At 68.2% G+C, this 15,695-nt stretch carries 13 protein-coding genes; 8 read left to right on the forward strand and 5 right to left on the reverse strand.

What is annotated here, in order from left to right:
• The first annotated feature begins 97 nt into the window (after positions 1-97).
• The 3 genes from edd (at position 98) to J2W78_RS18950 (ending at position 5,297) form a co-directional block, all read left to right on the forward strand.
• Positions 98-1,927: a phosphogluconate dehydratase gene (gene edd, locus J2W78_RS18940; RefSeq protein WP_253373022.1), complete on the forward strand. Its 1,830-nt coding sequence runs from the start codon at positions 98-100 to the stop codon at positions 1,925-1,927.
• Positions 1,928-2,082: 155 nt separating this feature from the next.
• Positions 2,083-2,703 carry a bifunctional 4-hydroxy-2-oxoglutarate aldolase/2-dehydro-3-deoxy-phosphogluconate aldolase gene (gene eda, locus J2W78_RS18945; protein ID WP_253373024.1) on the forward strand — a complete coding sequence of 207 codons (621 nt, stop codon included), beginning with the start codon at positions 2,083-2,085 and terminating at the stop codon, positions 2,701-2,703.
• A 419-nt stretch (positions 2,704-3,122) separates the two neighbouring features.
• Entirely contained in the window at positions 3,123-5,297 is a 2,175-nt protein-coding gene (locus tag J2W78_RS18950; RefSeq protein ID WP_253373026.1) for a TonB-dependent receptor, read from the forward strand.
• Between the two features lie 44 nt (positions 5,298-5,341).
• Here the strand turns inward: J2W78_RS18950 and J2W78_RS18955 are convergent, their stop codons facing one another.
• Entirely contained in the window at positions 5,342-5,737 is a 396-nt protein-coding gene (locus J2W78_RS18955; protein WP_253373028.1) for a DUF2794 domain-containing protein, read from the reverse strand.
• A 514-nt stretch (positions 5,738-6,251) separates the two neighbouring features.
• On the opposite strand from J2W78_RS18955, the gene bluB reads away from it, so the two are divergent.
• From bluB to J2W78_RS18975, 4 genes are all read left to right on the forward strand, one after another.
• Positions 6,252-6,917 (forward strand): 5,6-dimethylbenzimidazole synthase, encoded by a 666-nt coding sequence (gene bluB, locus J2W78_RS18960; protein WP_253373030.1) that lies wholly within the window; start codon positions 6,252-6,254, stop codon positions 6,915-6,917.
• A 193-nt stretch (positions 6,918-7,110) separates the two neighbouring features.
• Entirely contained in the window at positions 7,111-7,626 is a 516-nt protein-coding gene (locus J2W78_RS18965; protein ID WP_253373033.1) for a L,D-transpeptidase, read from the forward strand.
• A gap of 262 nt (positions 7,627-7,888) precedes the next feature.
• Complete coding sequence (locus J2W78_RS18970) at positions 7,889-9,103, forward strand: MFS transporter (RefSeq protein WP_253374085.1); 1,215 nt, start codon at positions 7,889-7,891, stop codon at positions 9,101-9,103.
• A 100-nt stretch (positions 9,104-9,203) separates the two neighbouring features.
• Positions 9,204-10,952, forward strand: coding sequence for an ABC transporter ATP-binding protein (locus J2W78_RS18975; RefSeq protein ID WP_253374086.1), 1,749 nt, complete (start codon positions 9,204-9,206; stop codon positions 10,950-10,952).
• Positions 10,953-11,127: 175 nt separating this feature from the next.
• Here the strand turns inward: J2W78_RS18975 and gmk are convergent, their stop codons facing one another.
• On the reverse strand, positions 11,128-11,799 hold the full coding sequence (gmk, locus tag J2W78_RS18980) for a guanylate kinase (protein ID WP_253373035.1): 672 nt from the start codon (positions 11,797-11,799) through the stop codon (positions 11,128-11,130).
• 34 nt (positions 11,800-11,833) lie between these two features.
• Entirely contained in the window at positions 11,834-12,724 is an 891-nt protein-coding gene (locus J2W78_RS18985; RefSeq protein WP_253373037.1) for a YicC/YloC family endoribonuclease, read from the reverse strand.
• A gap of 382 nt (positions 12,725-13,106) precedes the next feature.
• Here J2W78_RS18985 and J2W78_RS18990 point away from each other — a divergent pair, with 382 nt between their 5' ends.
• Positions 13,107-13,652, forward strand: a complete 546-nt coding sequence (locus J2W78_RS18990; protein ID WP_253373039.1) for a hypothetical protein — start codon at positions 13,107-13,109, stop codon at positions 13,650-13,652.
• A 109-nt stretch (positions 13,653-13,761) separates the two neighbouring features.
• Here J2W78_RS18990 and J2W78_RS18995 read toward each other — a convergent pair whose 3' ends face one another.
• Entirely contained in the window at positions 13,762-13,911 is a 150-nt protein-coding gene (locus J2W78_RS18995) for a hypothetical protein (protein WP_253373041.1), read from the reverse strand.
• 282 nt (positions 13,912-14,193) lie between these two features.
• Positions 14,194-15,576 carry a class II 3-deoxy-7-phosphoheptulonate synthase gene (locus J2W78_RS19000; protein WP_253373043.1) on the reverse strand — a complete coding sequence of 461 codons (1,383 nt, stop codon included), beginning with the start codon at positions 15,574-15,576 and terminating at the stop codon, positions 14,194-14,196.
• Positions 15,577-15,695: the final 119 nt, after the last annotated feature.

The following is a 15,695-nucleotide window of genomic DNA, read 5'->3' on the forward strand; positions in this document are numbered from 1 at the left end:
GTGATCCCGTTTGGAGTCTCTCCATGTTAAGGGGTGCGCGGGCCCCGTTCTTGCGGGCCTGTCCGTGCCGTCGATATCCGAACGAGGCGAACGAGCCATGCCGGAGCTTCATCCCGAGGTCGCCGCGGTCACCGAGCGCGTCATCGCGCGCTCCCGCGAGAGCCGCCGTGCCTATCTCGACCTGATCGAGCGCGAGAGAGAGGCGGGCGTGCACCGCCCGATGCTCGCCTGCGGCAACCTCGCCCACGGCTTCGCGGCATCCGGCGAGGACAAGCCGGCGATCATCGCGGGCCGCGCCATGAACATCGGCATCGTCACCGCCTACAACGACATGCTCTCGGCGCATCAGCCCTACGGACGCTATCCGGAGCAGATCAAGCTGTTCGCCCGCGAAGTGGGCGCGACGGCCCAGGTGGCCGGCGGCACGCCCGCCATGTGCGACGGCGTCACCCAGGGCCAGCGCGGCATGGAGCTGTCGCTGTTCTCCCGCGATACCATCGCCCTCTCCACGGCGGTCGCGCTCAGCCACGGCATGTTCGAGGGCGCGGCGCTTCTGGGCATCTGCGACAAGATCGTGCCCGGCCTGATCATCGGCGCGCTCCGCTTCGGCCACCTGCCGATGATCCTGATCCCGGCCGGCCCGATGCCCTCGGGACTGGCCAACAAGGAGAAGCAGCGCATCCGGCAGCTCTATGCCGAGGGGAAGGTCGGCCGCGCGGAACTGCTGGAGAGCGAGTCCGCCTCCTATCACGGAGCCGGCACCTGCACCTTCTACGGCACCGCCAATTCCAACCAGATGATGATGGACGTGATGGGCCTGCACATGCCCGGCGCCTCCTTCATCAATCCCGGCACGCGGCTGCGGCAGGCGGTGACGCGCTCGGCGATCCACCGGCTCACCGAGATCGGCTGGAACGGCAACGATTATCGCCCGCTCGGGCGCTGCATCGACGAGCGGGCGATCGTCAACGCCATCGTCGGCCTGCTCGCCACCGGCGGCTCGACCAACCACGCGATCCACATACCGGCCATGGCGCGGGCCGCCGGCATCGTCGTCGATTGGGAGGATTTCGACCGGCTCTCCGGCGTGGTGCCGCTGATCGCGCGGGTCTACCCGAACGGCGCGGGCGACGTGAACCACTTCCACGCGGCCGGCGGTATGTCCTACGTCATCGCCTCGCTGATCGATGCCGGCCTCCTGCACGACGACCTTTTGACGGTCGCCGGCACGCGCCTGCGCGATCACGCCCGCGACCCGAAGCTCCTGGGGGACGGGAACGACCTCACCTTCGAGGACGCGCCGGCCGAGCCGCTGGACGAAGCCATGCTGCGCCCCCCCGCCCGCCCGTTCCAGCCGGATGGCGGGATGCGGCTGGTGAAGGGCAATCTCGGTCGGGCCACCTTCAAGACCAGCGCGGTCGACCCCGAGCGCCGCACCATCGAGGCCCCGGCCCGCGTCTTCTCCGATCAGGACGACGTCATCGCCGCCTTCAAGGCAGGCGAGTTGGAGCGCGATGTCGTCGTGGTCGTGCGCTTCCAGGGCCCGCGGGCCAACGGGATGCCGGAGCTGCACAAGCTGACCCCGCCGCTCGGCGTGCTGCAGGACCGCGGCCACAAGGTGGCCCTCGTCACCGACGGGCGGATGTCGGGGGCCTCCGGCAAGGTGCCGGCGGCGATCCATGTCAGCCCCGAGGCCGTTGGCGGCGGTCCGATCAGCCGGATCCGCGACGGCGACATCGTCCGGCTCTCGGCCGAGCAGGGCTTGCTCGAAGTGCTGGTCGATGCGGCCGAGTGGGACAGCCGGGAGGAGGCGGTGCGGCCGCCGGACGGCGTCGGCACCGGCCGCGAGCTGTTCGCCTTCATGCGCCAGGGCGCCGACGAGGCCGAGCGCGGCGGCTCGGCGATGCTGGCGGCGGCGGGTCTTTAGAGCATCGTCCCGAAAGGTGGTCCCCGGCTTTCGGAAAAAGACGATGTGAAATCAGAAGGCTAGAGTATCGGCCTGGATCCGATATCCAGGACGATGCTCTAGAGCATCGCCCCGAATACGCGCGATCAGCAGAACCGACACCGGAGGAGACCCCGATGAGCACCATCGACGCGCTGATGCGCTCCGTTCCCGTCATCCCCGTGCTGGTGGTGGAGGATGCCGCCGACGCGGTGCCCATCGCCGAGGCGCTGGTCGGCGGCGGCCTCACCGCCCTTGAGGTCACCCTCCGCACCCCCGCGGCGCTCGACGTGATCCGGGCGATGTCGAGCGTCGAGGGCGCGGTGGTCGGCGCCGGAACGGTGCTGAATGCGCGCGACCTCGATGCTGCCATCGGGGCAGGCGCGAAGTTCATCGTCAGCCCCGGGCTGACAGCGCCGCTGACGGAGGCGGCCCTCGCCTCGGGCGTTCCCTACCTGCCGGGTGTCGCGACCTCCGCCGACATCATGCGCGGCCTCGACCACGGACTCGACCGCTTCAAGTTCTTCCCGGCGGAAGCCGCGGGCGGGCTGAAGGCGCTAAAGGCGCTCGCCGCGCCATTCGGACAGGTGCGCTTCTGCCCCACCGGCGGCATCACCGAGGCGGCCGCCGCGGACTGGCTCGCCCATCCTGCCGTGCTCTGCGTCGGCGGAAGCTGGGTGGTCCCCGCCGGCAAGCTCGACCCGGCGGCGATCCGCCGGTTCGCCGAAGCCGCCGCGGCTTTGCGGCCCGCCCGGTAGGGCATCATCGCGCAAGCCAGTCGCATTCCCACCTGAAAAGGGCGAGGCTCCGCAACCTTCGCGCCTGTCAAAGGCACATTGGACAGCAGGGCTCGCCGCGATTCGCCTGGGATCGGTCGGCGTCTCGTCGCCCCCTGGGCCGACACCAAGCGCACAGATTACAATGGCCCCAAGCAACACTGTGCCTTCGCAGCAACATTGTTGCTGCATTGTATAGATTTTAACGCTTCTATGCTGAAAAATAGGCACTCAATTTCAGCGGCTTGACCGCAGATTGCGAATTATTCCAAGCAAAAGTACGATTTCTGTCGTTTGTTATAAAGCCCCACCCGCTTGATCCCCGTCAGGCGATGCCGTCATGACCGCCAAGACGGCGGAACGACGTCGTCAAATATTACGAAGAAGACGGGGGCTTGAACTTGAGACGTCCTGGAACGAGTGAAGTCGCCTTTGCGATTCTGGCGGGGACGACCGCTGCACTGGCAGGGCCTGTACAGGCACAACCTGTCGTTCCGGTGACGGCATCCCCTGTCGCCGTCGCGCTCGATGAATTGGCCGTAGAGGGCCTCAGCCGCGGGGGCCTGCGCCTTGAGCCGCAGGGCGGCGTCACGGTCGGCTATCTTGGAAAGGCGACTCGGAGCGCCACCAAGACGCCGACGCCCCTGCTCGATACGCCGCAATCCGTCTCGGTCGTCACGCGGGAGCAGATCCTCGACCAGGGCTTCCAGTCGATCGGCGAGGCGACGCGCTACGTGCCGGGCGTGATCCAGGCCCAGGGCGAGGGCAACCGCGATGAGTTGATCATCCGCGGCCAGCGCTCGAATGCCGACTTCTTCGTCAACGGAATCCGCGACGATGTGCAGTATTACCGCGACCTCTACAACATCCAGCGCATCGAAGTGCTGAAGGGGCCGAACGCGATGATCTTCGGCCGCGGCGGCGGCGGCGGCGTCATCAATCGCGTGCTCAAGGAGGCCGACGGCGTCCCGACCCGCGAGATCGTGGCCCAGGGCGGCCAGTTCGCGAACAAGCGCGTGGCGCTCGATGTCGGCGACCGCGTCTCCGACAGTGTGTTCTTCCGCATGAACGGCGTGTTCGAGGATACGGCGACCTACCGCGACTTCGTCGATATCCGCCGCTACGGCGTGAACCCGACGATGACGTTCCTGCTCGGGCCGCAGACAACGCTGCGCCTCTCCTACGAATTCTTCCACGACGACCGCACCACCGATCGCGGCCTCCCCTCGCAGTTCGGCCGGCCCTACCGGTATCGCGACAACCGGACGACCTATTTCGGCAACCCGTTCCTGTCGCCGACCTATGTCAACGCCCACATCGCCACGGCGCAGCTCGACCACGTCTTCGAGAACGGCGTCGTGATGCGCAGCCAGTCACGCATCGCCGATTACGAAAAATTCTACCAGAACGTCTTCCCCGGTGGGGAGGTGAATGCGGCCGGAACGGCGGTCAACATTTCGGCCTATAACAGCCAGACCGACCGGACGAACTACTTCAACCAGACCGACTTCACCTACCAGTTCCTGACGGGGCCCGTGAAGCACACCCTGCTCGCCGGGTTCGAACTCGGCTACCAGGAAGGCTTGAGCTTCCGCGAGGAAGGCTTCTTCGCGACGCCGGGCGCGCCGCTGAGCCTTGCCGTCAATCCGCTTGCGCCGCTGAGCCGGGTCGGCATCAACTTCCGCAATACGACCGGCGCCAACAGCGTCTACGACCTCGGCCTCGCCGCGGCCTACGTGCAGGATCAGGTCGAGCTGAACGAGCATGTGCAACTCATCGGCGGCCTGCGCTTCGACCATTTCAACTTCGCGGCGACCGACCGGCGCACCAATATCACCAACGCCCGCGTGGATGATCTGGTCTCGCCGCGGGCCGGCCTCGTCGTGAAGCCGCTGCAGAACCTCGCCTTCTACACAAGCTACAGCATCTCGTACCTGCCCTCGTCGGGCGACCAGTTCAGCACGCTGAGCCCAGGGCTCGCCATCGCCCAGCCGGAGAAGTTCGAGAACACCGAAGTCGGCGTGAAATACGACGTCTCCCCCGTGCTTCAGATCACCGGTGCGCTGTTCAACCTCGACCGCAGCAACCAGCGCATCCCCGACCCGAATCGGGCCGGCTTCTTCCTGACCTCGGGCCGGACCAACACGCAGGGCGCGGAGATCGGCGCCAACGGCTACCTCACCGATTGGTGGTCGATCGCGGGCGGCTACGCCTTCACAGATGCACGCATCACCAGCAATCTTTCCCCAGCGATCGTTGCCGGAAACTTCGTCGGGCTGGTGCCGCTGAACGCCTTCACGCTGTGGAACAAGTTCGACATCGACCCGAGCTTCTCGGTCGGCGTCGGCTTCATCAACCAGTCCCACACCTTCGCGACCTCGGATCAGACCGTGCGTCTCCCGAGCTACTCGCGCTTCGATATGGGCTTGTTCTACCGGATCAACGAGAATGTGCGCGCACAGGTGAACATCGAGAACCTGTTCGACCGCAACTACATCGTCTCGGCGCACAACAACAACAACATCCTGCCCGGCGCCCCCCGCACGGTCCGGGCTCAAGTCATCGTGCGCTGGTAGCCGCCCCGCCTGATCCCGCCTCCGGAGACCTTCGGAGGCGGGGATTACACCGCCCGCAGCGGCCCCTCCAGGACGCCGATGACGCGAGCGAGGTCGTTGCCGCGCTTCATCACGAGGCCGCTCGCCGCGATCACCGCGTAGGCGCCCTGGCGGCGGGCGAGCTTGGGATCCTTCTCGATCCGGTAGAGCGGCATCTCGGAAGCGCGGCGATAGATCGAGAACACCGCCTTGTCGCGGCGGAAATCGAGGGCGTAGTCGCGCCATTCGCCCTCGGCGACGCGCCGTCCATAGAGGTTGAAGATGGTCCGCAACTCGTCGCGCTGGAAGGCGACTTGCGGGGTGGTGGGCGACGGAAACGGGATGACTTGCGGCGTCGCTTGCGGCGCCATTGGGCTATCCCGGTCGTTCGAGCGGTGATCGACGCTCTGCCCCTCGCTCATCGTCACTCCCGTATCGGTGCCGGCGTTCCTGCGGCGTGGGGGAGATGATGGGCCTCGCGGCAGGCACCCGCAAGGTGCTTCGCCGGCCATCGTTGGAGGAGCAGGGTTTCGGCGCGGGGCGCGAGACGCATGTGCGTCGCCGCACGGTGAGGTGGCAAACTTCACCGTCCCGCCGCAGACTCGCCTTGCCATCGCCACCGCGACACGCTTTCACTGTGACCTGAAACCTCGTCGGTCTGTCCACTGCGGCGGCGCCTGAACCCGAGCTCCCCAGCCCTCGGGCAATGCCGCGGATCTCGGCAAACCGGCATCCAGGGGTTTCGAGACCCAAGGACTTCAGGCGGCCTCCTCGGAGCGCCGCCCTTTTTTCGTGTCGAGGCTCCCGCTTCTCGCTGGTGCATCAGCCCGAAAGCCGATGCCACCCCTCGGGACGATACTCGCGGCATGGAGCCGGGGCCGCAGCCCCCAATAACCATCTTGGCAGCCGCGCCCGCCGGCGCGAGAAGCGGCGGCCATGCCAGAGTGCCTTCCCCCCGCGGCGACCTCTCCGCCCGTCTTCGACGACGCCTTCCGCGCCCGCCTCGCGGATCTGTTCGCGTGGCGGCGGGACGTGCGGCGCTTCTCCGGCGATCCGGTCGATGAGGCCGCGCTGCGAACCTGCCTCGATCTGGCGGCGCTGGCGCCCTCCGTCGGCAACAGCCAGCCCTGGCGGTTCGTACGGGTGTCCGAGCCTCGACGGCGCGCGGCGGTCATCGCCAGCTTCGAGCGCTGCAACGCCGCAGCCTGCGCGACCTATGCCGACGAACAACGGACGCTCTACGCCCGCCTGAAGCTCGCGGGCCTGCGTGAGGCGCCGGTTCATCTCGCCGTGTTCTGCGATTCCGGGACGGGCGCCGGCCACGGCCTGGGCCGCGCGACCATGCCGGAGATGCTGCGCTACTCGGTGGCGGCCTGCATCCATGCCTTCTGGCTCGCCGCCCGCGCCCACGGGCTCGGCGTCGGCTGGGTCTCGATCCTCGAACCCGGCCTCGTGACCGACGCCCTCGACGTGCCGGAAGGCTGGGATCTGATCGCCTATCTCTGTGTCGGCCACCCGGTCGAAGAGCATGCCGACCCGGAACTCGTCCGCCACGGCTGGCAGGAGCGGCACCCGGAGGCGGTCCGGCTCCACGAGCGCTGAGGGAGCACCGGGGACGTTGCCGGGACTCGCCGCCGTTACTTAAAATTTTCGGGAAATTCCGAGCCCGGGATTCGCTCTGCTGCCAAGAGGCGGTGCATGAGACCCGCTTTTTTGCGCGCGTAAAGCAGAACGGCAAGCTGGAACGGCGGATCGTCTTCGACAGTTACGCTCCAGCTTCGTAAGGCGGTCTTCGATGTTCAGGACAATCAAGTACAGGGTGCGTCTCGCGGGCGCGCTCGCAGGAGTGCTGTGCGCGGCCGGTGCCGCACAGGCTCGGGAAGTCGTCCCTTTCGCCGAGGGGATCGGAGCGGGCACGATCGTGGTGCGCACCACCGAACGCCGGCTCTACCTCGTCAACGGCGACGGCACGGCGATCCGCTACCCCGTTGCGGTCGGCAAGCCGGGCAAGCAGTGGAGCGGCGCCACGCAGATCGACGGCAAGTATTACCAGCCCGACTGGTCGCCCCCGGCGGAGGTGAAGCGCGACAACCCGCGCCTGCCCAACCTCATCCGCGGCGGCTCGCCGAGCAATCCGATGGGCGTGGCGGCGATGACTCTGCGGGGTGGCGAATACGCCATCCACGGCACCAACCGGCCGAATTCGATCGGCACCTTCGCGTCCTACGGCTGCATCCGCATGTACAACCAGGACATCGCCGACCTGTTCGGGCGCGTCACCGTCGGCACCGACGTGTATGTCATGCGCTGAACGGCAGTTCGAGCCGCAGCCATCCGCAACGCCGCGCGGGCCGCACCCCCACGGGCCCTCCCTGCGACCGAACCGGAGCCATTCGCAGCCCCGACATGCGCCGGGCGGCCCATGGAGCGGTGAGATGGAGCGGTGAGTCGGCATCGCGGCGCGAAGGACCTGGGATGACAGATGGACAGGGGCGGGTTCGCGGCAGCCCTCCGCTCGATCGAGGGGGTTCGAGCGCGTGAGCGGTCTCGAACCCGCACGCGACAAGGCGGCGATGCCTGAGCGGGACGATCTCGGTCGGGCGGCGCAATTGGCGCCGTTCTTCTGCCTCTACATCACCTTCGGCACGACGCTCGGCTTCCTCACCGGGGGCGCGCCGCTGATCCTGCGGGCCCGCGGCATCGATCTCGCCGAGGTCGGCTTCCTCCAGCTCATCAACCTGCCGGTCGGGCTCACCTTCCTCTGGGCCATGCTCGTGGACCGCATCCACCTGCCGCGCCTGCCGCACCGGCTCGGCTGGATCGTGCTGATGCAGGGGGCGACCATCGCCCTGCTGCTGGTGTTGAGCCGGGGCGAGGCCTGGCCGCTGCCGCTCCTGTTCGGGCTCGCGCTCGCGACCTGCTTCTGCGTCGCCACCATGGACATCGCGCTCGAAGCCCTCGTGGTCGAGACGGTCGGCCCGGAGCGCCGGCCCTATGTCGCTTCGGCCAAGCTCTGCGGCGCCTCGCTCGGCGGCCTGTTCGGCGCCGGGGTGCTGATCGCCGAGTACGACCGGCTCGGCTGGCACAACGCCGTGCTTGCCGTGGCGGTGCTGAACGGGCTCTGCCTCCTGCCGATGCTGCGCTATCCCGAGCGCGCCCTGCGGCGGGTCTCGGCGGAGGCGCAGCGCGGTGCCCTGGCGCTCGGACGGCTGCGGCTGCTCGGCGGGCGCGTGCTGGTGCTCGGCCTCTACTTCGCGGCGATGTTCGCGCTCACCGGCTCGAACAACCTCGCCTTGCTCGACCTCGGCGTGCCGCTCGCGCAAGTCGGCCTCGTCACCGGCGGGCTTGCCTCGGGCATCAACCTCGTCATGGCGCTGGTCTCCGGCCTCCTCGTGCGGCGGGTCGGCACGCTGTCGCTCATCACCGTCTCCGCCCTCGGCGTCGCGGGGTCGGGCCTGCTCATGCTGTGGGCGACCGCGCAGGGAGCACCCAATCTCGGCCTCGCGGCAGCGATCCTCGGCATCCTGTGCGGCGGCGGGCTCGGCGTGCCGGTCTTCAACATGATCTACCGCTGGGCCCAGGGGCCGCAGCCCGCCACCGACTACGCGCTTCTCTTCGGCGCGGCCTTCTTCGCCGCCCTGCCGCTGCGGGTCGGGGCGCCGGCACTCGCCGAGGCGGTTGGCTGGCCCGCCTACTTCGCCCTCGCGGTGCCGCTCTACGGGCTGGCCGTGCTGCTCCTGCGCGGTGCGATCGGGCGGACGCTGGCAGCCGACCACGCGGCTTCGTGAGGGCCGCCCCGCGTCGGCGCCGCTGGCGCGACGACGCGCCCTCGCCTATGCGCCGGAGAGCCGCCCGCTTCCGGGCCAGAAGACCCGTCACAGCCACGCCATGCTGAAGGCCTTCCTCGCCTATTACCGGCCGCACCGGACGCTGTTCCTGGTGGATTTCGGCTGCGCCGTGCTTTCCGGCCTGCTCGAACTCGGCTTTCCCCTCGCGGTCAAAGCCTTCGTCGACCGGCTGCTGCCGCAGCAGGATTGGAGCCTGATCCTGCTCGCGGCCATGGGCCTGACGCTGCTCTATGTCGCCAATGCCGGCCTGATGGTGGTCGTCACCTATTGGGGCCACGTGCTCGGCATCAACATCGAGACCGAGATGCGCGCCCGCGCCTTCGACCACCTGCAGAAGCTCTCGTTCCGGTTCTTCGACGGGCAGAAGACCGGCCATCTGGTGGCGCGCGTCACCAAGGATCTCGAGGAGATCGGCGAGGTCGCCCATCACGGCCCCGAGGACCTGTTCATCGCGGTAATGACGCTGTTCGGCGCCTTCGCGCTGATGTTTCTCGTCCACGCGCCATTGGCACTGATGACGCTGGCGATCCTGCCCCTGATCGCCTTCATCGTCATCCGCTACGGCGGGCGCATGACCCGCAACTGGCAGGCGCAGTACGGGCGCGTCGGGGCCTTCAACGCCCGCATTGAGGAGAATGTCGGCGGCATCCGCGTGGTGAAGGCCTTCGCCAACGAGGCGCACGAGCGGGCGCTGTTCGCCTCCGACAACCTGAAATACCGCACCACCAAGCTCGAAGCCTACCGGCTGATGGCGGGCGCCCTGTCGATCAACTATCTGGGCCTGCGCCTCGTGCAGATCGTGGTGCTCCTGGGCGGCGCCGCCTTCGTGGTGCGCGGCGACCTGACGGCCGGCGGGTTCGTCGGCTTCCTGCTTCTCGTGGCGGTGTTCTACCGGCCGCTGGAGAAGATCGGAGCGGTGATCGAGACCTACCCGAAGGGCATCGCCGGCTTTCGCCGCTACCAGGAACTGCTCGCCACCGAGCCCGACATCGCCGACCGGCCGGGCGCCATCCCCGCCCCGCCGCTCAAGGGCGAGATCCGCTTCGAGGGCGTGCGCTTCGGCTACAGCCCGGACCGGCCGGTGCTGGCCGGCGTCGATCTGACGATCCGCGCGGGCGAGACGGTGGCCTTCGTCGGACCCTCGGGGGCGGGCAAGACGACGCTCCTCTCGCTGATTCCGCGCTTCTACGAGGGGCAAGCCGGGCGCATCACCATCGACGGCCACGACATCCGCGACCTGACGCTGGCCTCGCTGCGCGGGCAGATCGGCATCGTGCAGCAGGACGTGTTCCTGTTTGCCGGCACGATCCGCGAGAACATCGCTTATGGCCGTCTCGGTGCGAGCGAGGCCGAGATCATGGACGCCGCTACCCGCGCCCGGCTCGATGGGCTGATCGCCGCCCTGCCCGAGGGGCTCGACACGGTGATCGGCGAGCGCGGTGTGAAGCTGTCGGGCGGGCAGAAGCAGCGGCTCGCGATCGCCCGCGCCTTCCTCAAGAACCCGCCGATCCTGATCCTCGACGAGGCGACCTCGGCGCTCGACACCGAGACCGAGCGGGAGATCCAGACCTCGCTGTTCGAGCTGGCGGAGGGGCGCACGACCCTCGTCATCGCCCACCGGCTGGCCACCATCCGCCACGCCGACCGCATCGTGGTGGTGGCCGAGAGCGGCATCGCCGAGCAGGGCCGCCACGACGCGCTGCTGGCCGGCGACGGCTACTACCGCCGCCTGCACGCCGCCCAGGTCGAGGAATCGTTTTCGGATCGGCCGCGCACGGCAGCGGAGTGAGGCGCCCCCTCTCCCCGCCGGGCGGGGAGAGGGGGACACACGCGATAACCGAAGTGATCGGCTAGAGCATCGTCCTGGATATCGGATCCAGGACGATGCTCTAGCCTATTGTCTTTGCATCATCTTTTTCCGAAAGCCGGCAGCCACCTTTCGGGATGATGCTCTAGAAACCGTATCAGCCGCCCTGCCCGGCCTCCGCCAGCAGCCCGTCGACGAAGCCCGGCAGGCCGGTGCGGCGGGTGCGCTTGAGGCGCTCGGCGGCCAGGATCGACTGAAGCGCTCGAAACGACTCGTCGAGGTCGTCGTTGACGATGACGTAGTCGTACTCGCTCCAGCGCTGCATCTCGTTGCGGGCGTTGGCCAGCCGCCGCTCGATGGTCTCGGGGGCGTCCTCCGCCCGGCGCTCCAGGCGGTTGCGCAACTCGGAAAAGCTCGGCGGCAGGATGAACACCGTCACCACGTCGTCCTGCAGCCGCTGCCGGACCTGGCGGGTGCCCTGATAGTCGATGTCGAAGATCATGTCCCGGCCCTGCCCGAGGGTCTTCTCGACCGGGCGGCGCGGCGTGCCGTAGAAGTTGCCGTGGACCTCGGCCCATTCGAGCAGGTCGTCGCGCGTGCGAAGATCCTCGAACGCCTCGCGGTCGATGAAGCGGTAGTCGCGCCCGTCGATCTCCGAGGGGCGGCGCGAGCGCGTCGTGACCGAGATCGACAGGTCGAGGCCCCATTCGGGCCGCTGGGCGATGGCGCGGGTCAGCGTCGTCTTGCCCGCGCCCGAGGGCGAGGACAGGATCAGGATCAGCCCGCGCCGGGCGATGTCCGGCCGGCCGTGCGTGGCGTCCTGCGTCATCGGGCGAAACTTCCGCTGCGCATGTCTCTCGCTCTCATTCGACGTTCTGCACCTGCTCGCGGAATTGCTCCACCACGGCCTTCAAGTCGAGTCCGATCCGCGACAGGCTGATGTCGCCCGCCTTGGCACACAGCGTGTTGGCTTCGCGGCCGAGTTCCTGGGCCAGGAAATCGAGCCGCCGGCCGATCGCGCCGCCCTGAGCCAGCAGCTCGCCGATGGCCGCGAGGTGGGCACGCAGGCGGTCGAGTTCCTCGCGCACATCCGCCTTGGCAGCGAGCAGCACCGCCTCCTGATGCAGGCGGTCGGGGTCGAGCCCCCCGGCGCCGACGAGTGCTGCCACCGCCTCGCCAAGCCGGGCGCGCACCGCCTCGGGCCGGCGGGCGGGGCAGTCCTCGGCGGCCTGGGTCAGGCGGGCGATGTCCGCGATCTGGCCGCTCACGACCGCGTGGAGCCGCGCCCCTTCCGCCCGGCGGGCGGAGACGAGGTCGGCCACGAGGGTCTCGATCCCGGCGGCGAGATCCCGATTGAGCGCTTCAGGGTCGGTCCCGGCTTCGCTTTCGGTCTCCACGACGCCGCGCACGGCGAGCAGGCCGTCGAGCGTCGCAGGGCCGACCTCGGCGGGGCGCGGCACGCGGGCGACCGCCGCGGCGAGGCTCGCCAGCAGGAGCTCGTCAATGCGCACACGCACCGCCGCCTCGGGCCGCGTCAAGGTCAGACCAAGCTGGCACTGGCCGCGAGAGAGCGCCTTCGACAGGGCGGCGCGAGCTCCCTCCCCCGCCGCCTCGAAGCCGTTCGGCACGCGCACGCGGATGTCGAGTCCGCGCCCGTTCACGGTGCGGATCTCCCACAACCACTGTACCGCGCCAGTCGTGCCGGCGGAGCGGGCAAACCCGGTCATGCTCGCGAGGGTCGTGCCTTCGCTCATCGTGACTTGGCTGGTCGTGTCCTGATCAGTCGTGTCTTGGCTGGTGTTGGCCAAAAGCGCGTCGCTCCCGCTCGTCCTCCGTCGGTGCTCGGCCGCTGATGGCGGGGAACGACTCCGGAAAAGGTCGGTTTGTCGGATACGCGCTTTCCGTGAGGGAGCGCAATGCAGGGGCGGGCGGAAGGCCGGCCCGGCGCTGCGCGCGTGCACCGCACCAATACCGCACCGCCCTATTCTGCACAAAAAATGTCCACGTCACATAATGAAGCAAGAGCCCAGCGTCCAAGCAGGCATGAATACTGTGCATCAGCTTGACGTGTACTGCCTGTCTTCCTAACTTCCAAGTCGATCAAAGGGCGCCGAACATCCGAGCGGGGACCCATCCATGACGAACCCCTTCGACATCAAGAACCGCTTCCGGGCTCGCCTGCGTGCGGCCGACGCGCAGAAGCATCGGATCCAGGCCCAGCTTCTTCAGGACGGCGTTCGGGCGCTGGCTCCGATCACCGAGGCCTTGAACCTGATGGCCGAGGTGCTGGAAGAGGACGGTATCGAGCACGGCCGGATCACCTGCCCCGCCCCGGAGGTGGATCGCGACGATTTCGTCGGCTTCACCGCCACGCTGCAGAACGATACCGATCAGGAGCACCGGATCACCGTGAAGTACGGCCCCGTGTTGGGTGGGCGAAACTTCATCGCGGTGAACGGACTCGGCGCCGAGTACAACGAGCGGCTCCTCAGCCTGGCGAGCAACACGACGCCGGGCCTCGGCCGCTGCATCGGCAGCGACGTGCATGTCGAGGCGGATCGCGGCGGCGACCTGGCCGAGATCCTGCGCGAGATGGTCGAGGACTTTTTCGCCGGTCACAGCGAGCCTCCGATCCGCACGGGGGCGACCGAGGCACGCGGCCGTCTGGCGCTGGTACAGTAGGCGCCCGCCTCGTGCATCACCCCGAAAGCGGGTTGCCGGCTTTCGGGGTGATACAAACAAAAGGCCAAAGCATCAGGACTTCGCCGTCACCGAGCGGTGGAGCGTCCGCTCACGGATCAAGGCGGCGCGCCCGGGCGGCACGGGCCATGGCGATGAGTTCGTTGGCCGTGAGGTCATGTGGCGGCCGTCGCACCTCGGCCTCGATCGGGCTCAGGTCGATCGAGCGCCGGTCCAGCAGAGGCGCCGCGGCGGATGGCACTCTCGGATTCAAACTCGGCCAGAGACTGCGAATGCGAGAAGTCTTCCTGGTCGCCGATACCGCCATGCCGCCTCCGAAGCCGATTGCTTAAGAGGATGATAACCAAGCTCGGGCGCGAGAAACATTCTTGACGCGCGCCGATGTGGTGCTTCGCCGAAATCTTTTGTCGGCTGCGGGTCGGGGCGCAGGGGCCTTCGCTGCACATGGATGCGCACAACGAAAAGGGCGGGCACGATCCTGCACGATCGCACCCGCCCTTTTCGCATTCCGATCGGACCGAGGCTACTCCGCCGCGTCGAGGCGCGGGTGCTCGATCTCGGCGCGCTCACGCTTCACCAGTTCGGCGGTCAGGAACGCCACCTCCAGCGCCTGCTCCGCGTTGAGGCGCGGGTCGCAGTAGGTGTGGTAGCGGTCCTGTAGGTCGTCGGCTGTCAGCGCACGGGCGCCGCCGGTGCATTCGGTCACGTCCTTACCGGTCATCTCCAGATGGATGCCGCCGGCGATCGTGCCTTCCGCGCGGTGCACGCCGAAGAAGCCTTCGATCTCCTGCATCACCCGCTCGAACGGCCGGGTCTTGTAGCGGCCGGCGGCGATGGTGTTGCCGTGCATCGGATCGCACACCCACACGACGTTGCGGCCCTCGCGCTGCACCGTGCGGATCAGCCCCGGCAGGTGGTCACCGACCTTGTCCGCGCCGAAGCGGCAGATCAGGCTGAGGCGGCCGGCCTCGTTCTCCGGGTTGAGGAGATCGATCAGGCGGATCAGCCCCTCGGCCGTGGTCGAGGGCCCGCATTTGAGGCCGATCGGGTTCTTGATGCCGCGGGCATATTCCACGTGGGCGTGGTCCGGCTGGCGGGTGCGGTCGCCGATCCAGAGCATGTGGCCCGAGGTGGCGTACCAGTCCCCGCTCGTCGAATCGACGCGGGTCAGCGACTCCTCGTAGCCGAGCAGCAGCGCCTCGTGGCTGGTGTAGAAGTCCGTGGTGCGGACCTCCTGATGCGTCTCCGGGTTGATGCCGATGGCGCGCATGAAGTCGAGCGCATCCGACATCCGCTCGGCCACATCGCGGTAGCGCGAGGATTGCGGGCTGTCCTTCACGAAGCCCAGCATCCAGCGATGCGCGTTCTCGAGGTTGGCGTAGCCGCCGGTGGCGAAGGCGCGCAGGAGGTTCAGCGTCGCCGCCGACTGCCGGTAGGCTTCGAGCTGGCGGCGCGGATCGGGGATCCGTGCCTCCTCGTTGAAGGTCAGGCCGTTGATGATGTCGCCGCGGTAGCTCGGCAGCGCCACACCGTCGAGCGTCTCGGTCGGTGAGGAACGCGGCTTGGCGAACTGCCCGGCAATGCGGCCAACCTTCACCACGGGCGAGCCGCCCGCGAAGGTGAGCACCATCGCCATCTGCAGGAAGACGCGGAAGAAGTCGCGGATATTGTCGGCCGAGTGCTCGTCGAAGCTCTCGGCGCAATCGCCGCCTTGCAGCAGGAATGCCTCGCCCGCCCCGACGCGCGCCAGGGCCGCCTTCAGCTTGCGCGCCTCACCGGCAAAAACGAGCGGCGGAAAGCTCGCGAGTTGCGCCTCGACGGCCTGGAGCGCGGACGCATCCGGATAGGACGGGACCTGCTGGATCGGCAGGTTGCGCCAGGTTTTGGGGGTCCACCGCTCGGCCATGATACTCTCTCCGCTCACCCGATCGGGTGATGCGCGCGGGCCCTCCCGCCTCGCGCGAAGCCGGGCTTATAGAGCGGTTTTTCAGAAGTTGCGAGTTGGCCGACGCCATAGCTGAGTAT

The sequence above is a fragment of the Methylorubrum extorquens genome (assembly GCF_024169925.1).
Lineage (GTDB): Bacteria > Pseudomonadota > Alphaproteobacteria > Rhizobiales > Beijerinckiaceae > Methylobacterium > Methylobacterium extorquens_A.

Excerpts from the sequence above, each read along its gene's own strand:
- J2W78_RS18975 (WP_253374086.1), top strand. The coding sequence starts at position 9,204 with ATGCTGAAGGCCTTCCTCGCCTATTACCGGCCGCACCGGACGCTGTTC.
- J2W78_RS18990 (WP_253373039.1), top strand. The coding sequence starts at position 13,107 with ATGACGAACCCCTTCGACATCAAGAACCGCTTCCGGGCTCGCCTGCGT.
- edd (WP_253373022.1), top strand. The coding sequence starts at position 98 with ATGCCGGAGCTTCATCCCGAGGTCGCCGCGGTCACCGAGCGCGTCATC.
- J2W78_RS18985 (WP_253373037.1), bottom strand. The coding sequence starts at position 12,724 with ATGAGCGAAGGCACGACCCTCGCGAGCATGACCGGGTTTGCCCGCTCC.
- J2W78_RS19000 (WP_253373043.1), bottom strand. The coding sequence starts at position 15,576 with ATGGCCGAGCGGTGGACCCCCAAAACCTGGCGCAACCTGCCGATCCAG.
- J2W78_RS18955 (WP_253373028.1), bottom strand. The coding sequence starts at position 5,737 with ATGAGCGAGGGGCAGAGCGTCGATCACCGCTCGAACGACCGGGATAGC.
- eda (WP_253373024.1), top strand. The coding sequence starts at position 2,083 with ATGAGCACCATCGACGCGCTGATGCGCTCCGTTCCCGTCATCCCCGTG.
- gmk (WP_253373035.1), bottom strand. The coding sequence starts at position 11,799 with ATGACGCAGGACGCCACGCACGGCCGGCCGGACATCGCCCGGCGCGGG.
- J2W78_RS18970 (WP_253374085.1), top strand. The coding sequence starts at position 7,889 with ATGCCTGAGCGGGACGATCTCGGTCGGGCGGCGCAATTGGCGCCGTTC.
- J2W78_RS18965 (WP_253373033.1), top strand. The coding sequence starts at position 7,111 with ATGTTCAGGACAATCAAGTACAGGGTGCGTCTCGCGGGCGCGCTCGCA.
- bluB (WP_253373030.1), top strand. The coding sequence starts at position 6,252 with ATGCCAGAGTGCCTTCCCCCCGCGGCGACCTCTCCGCCCGTCTTCGAC.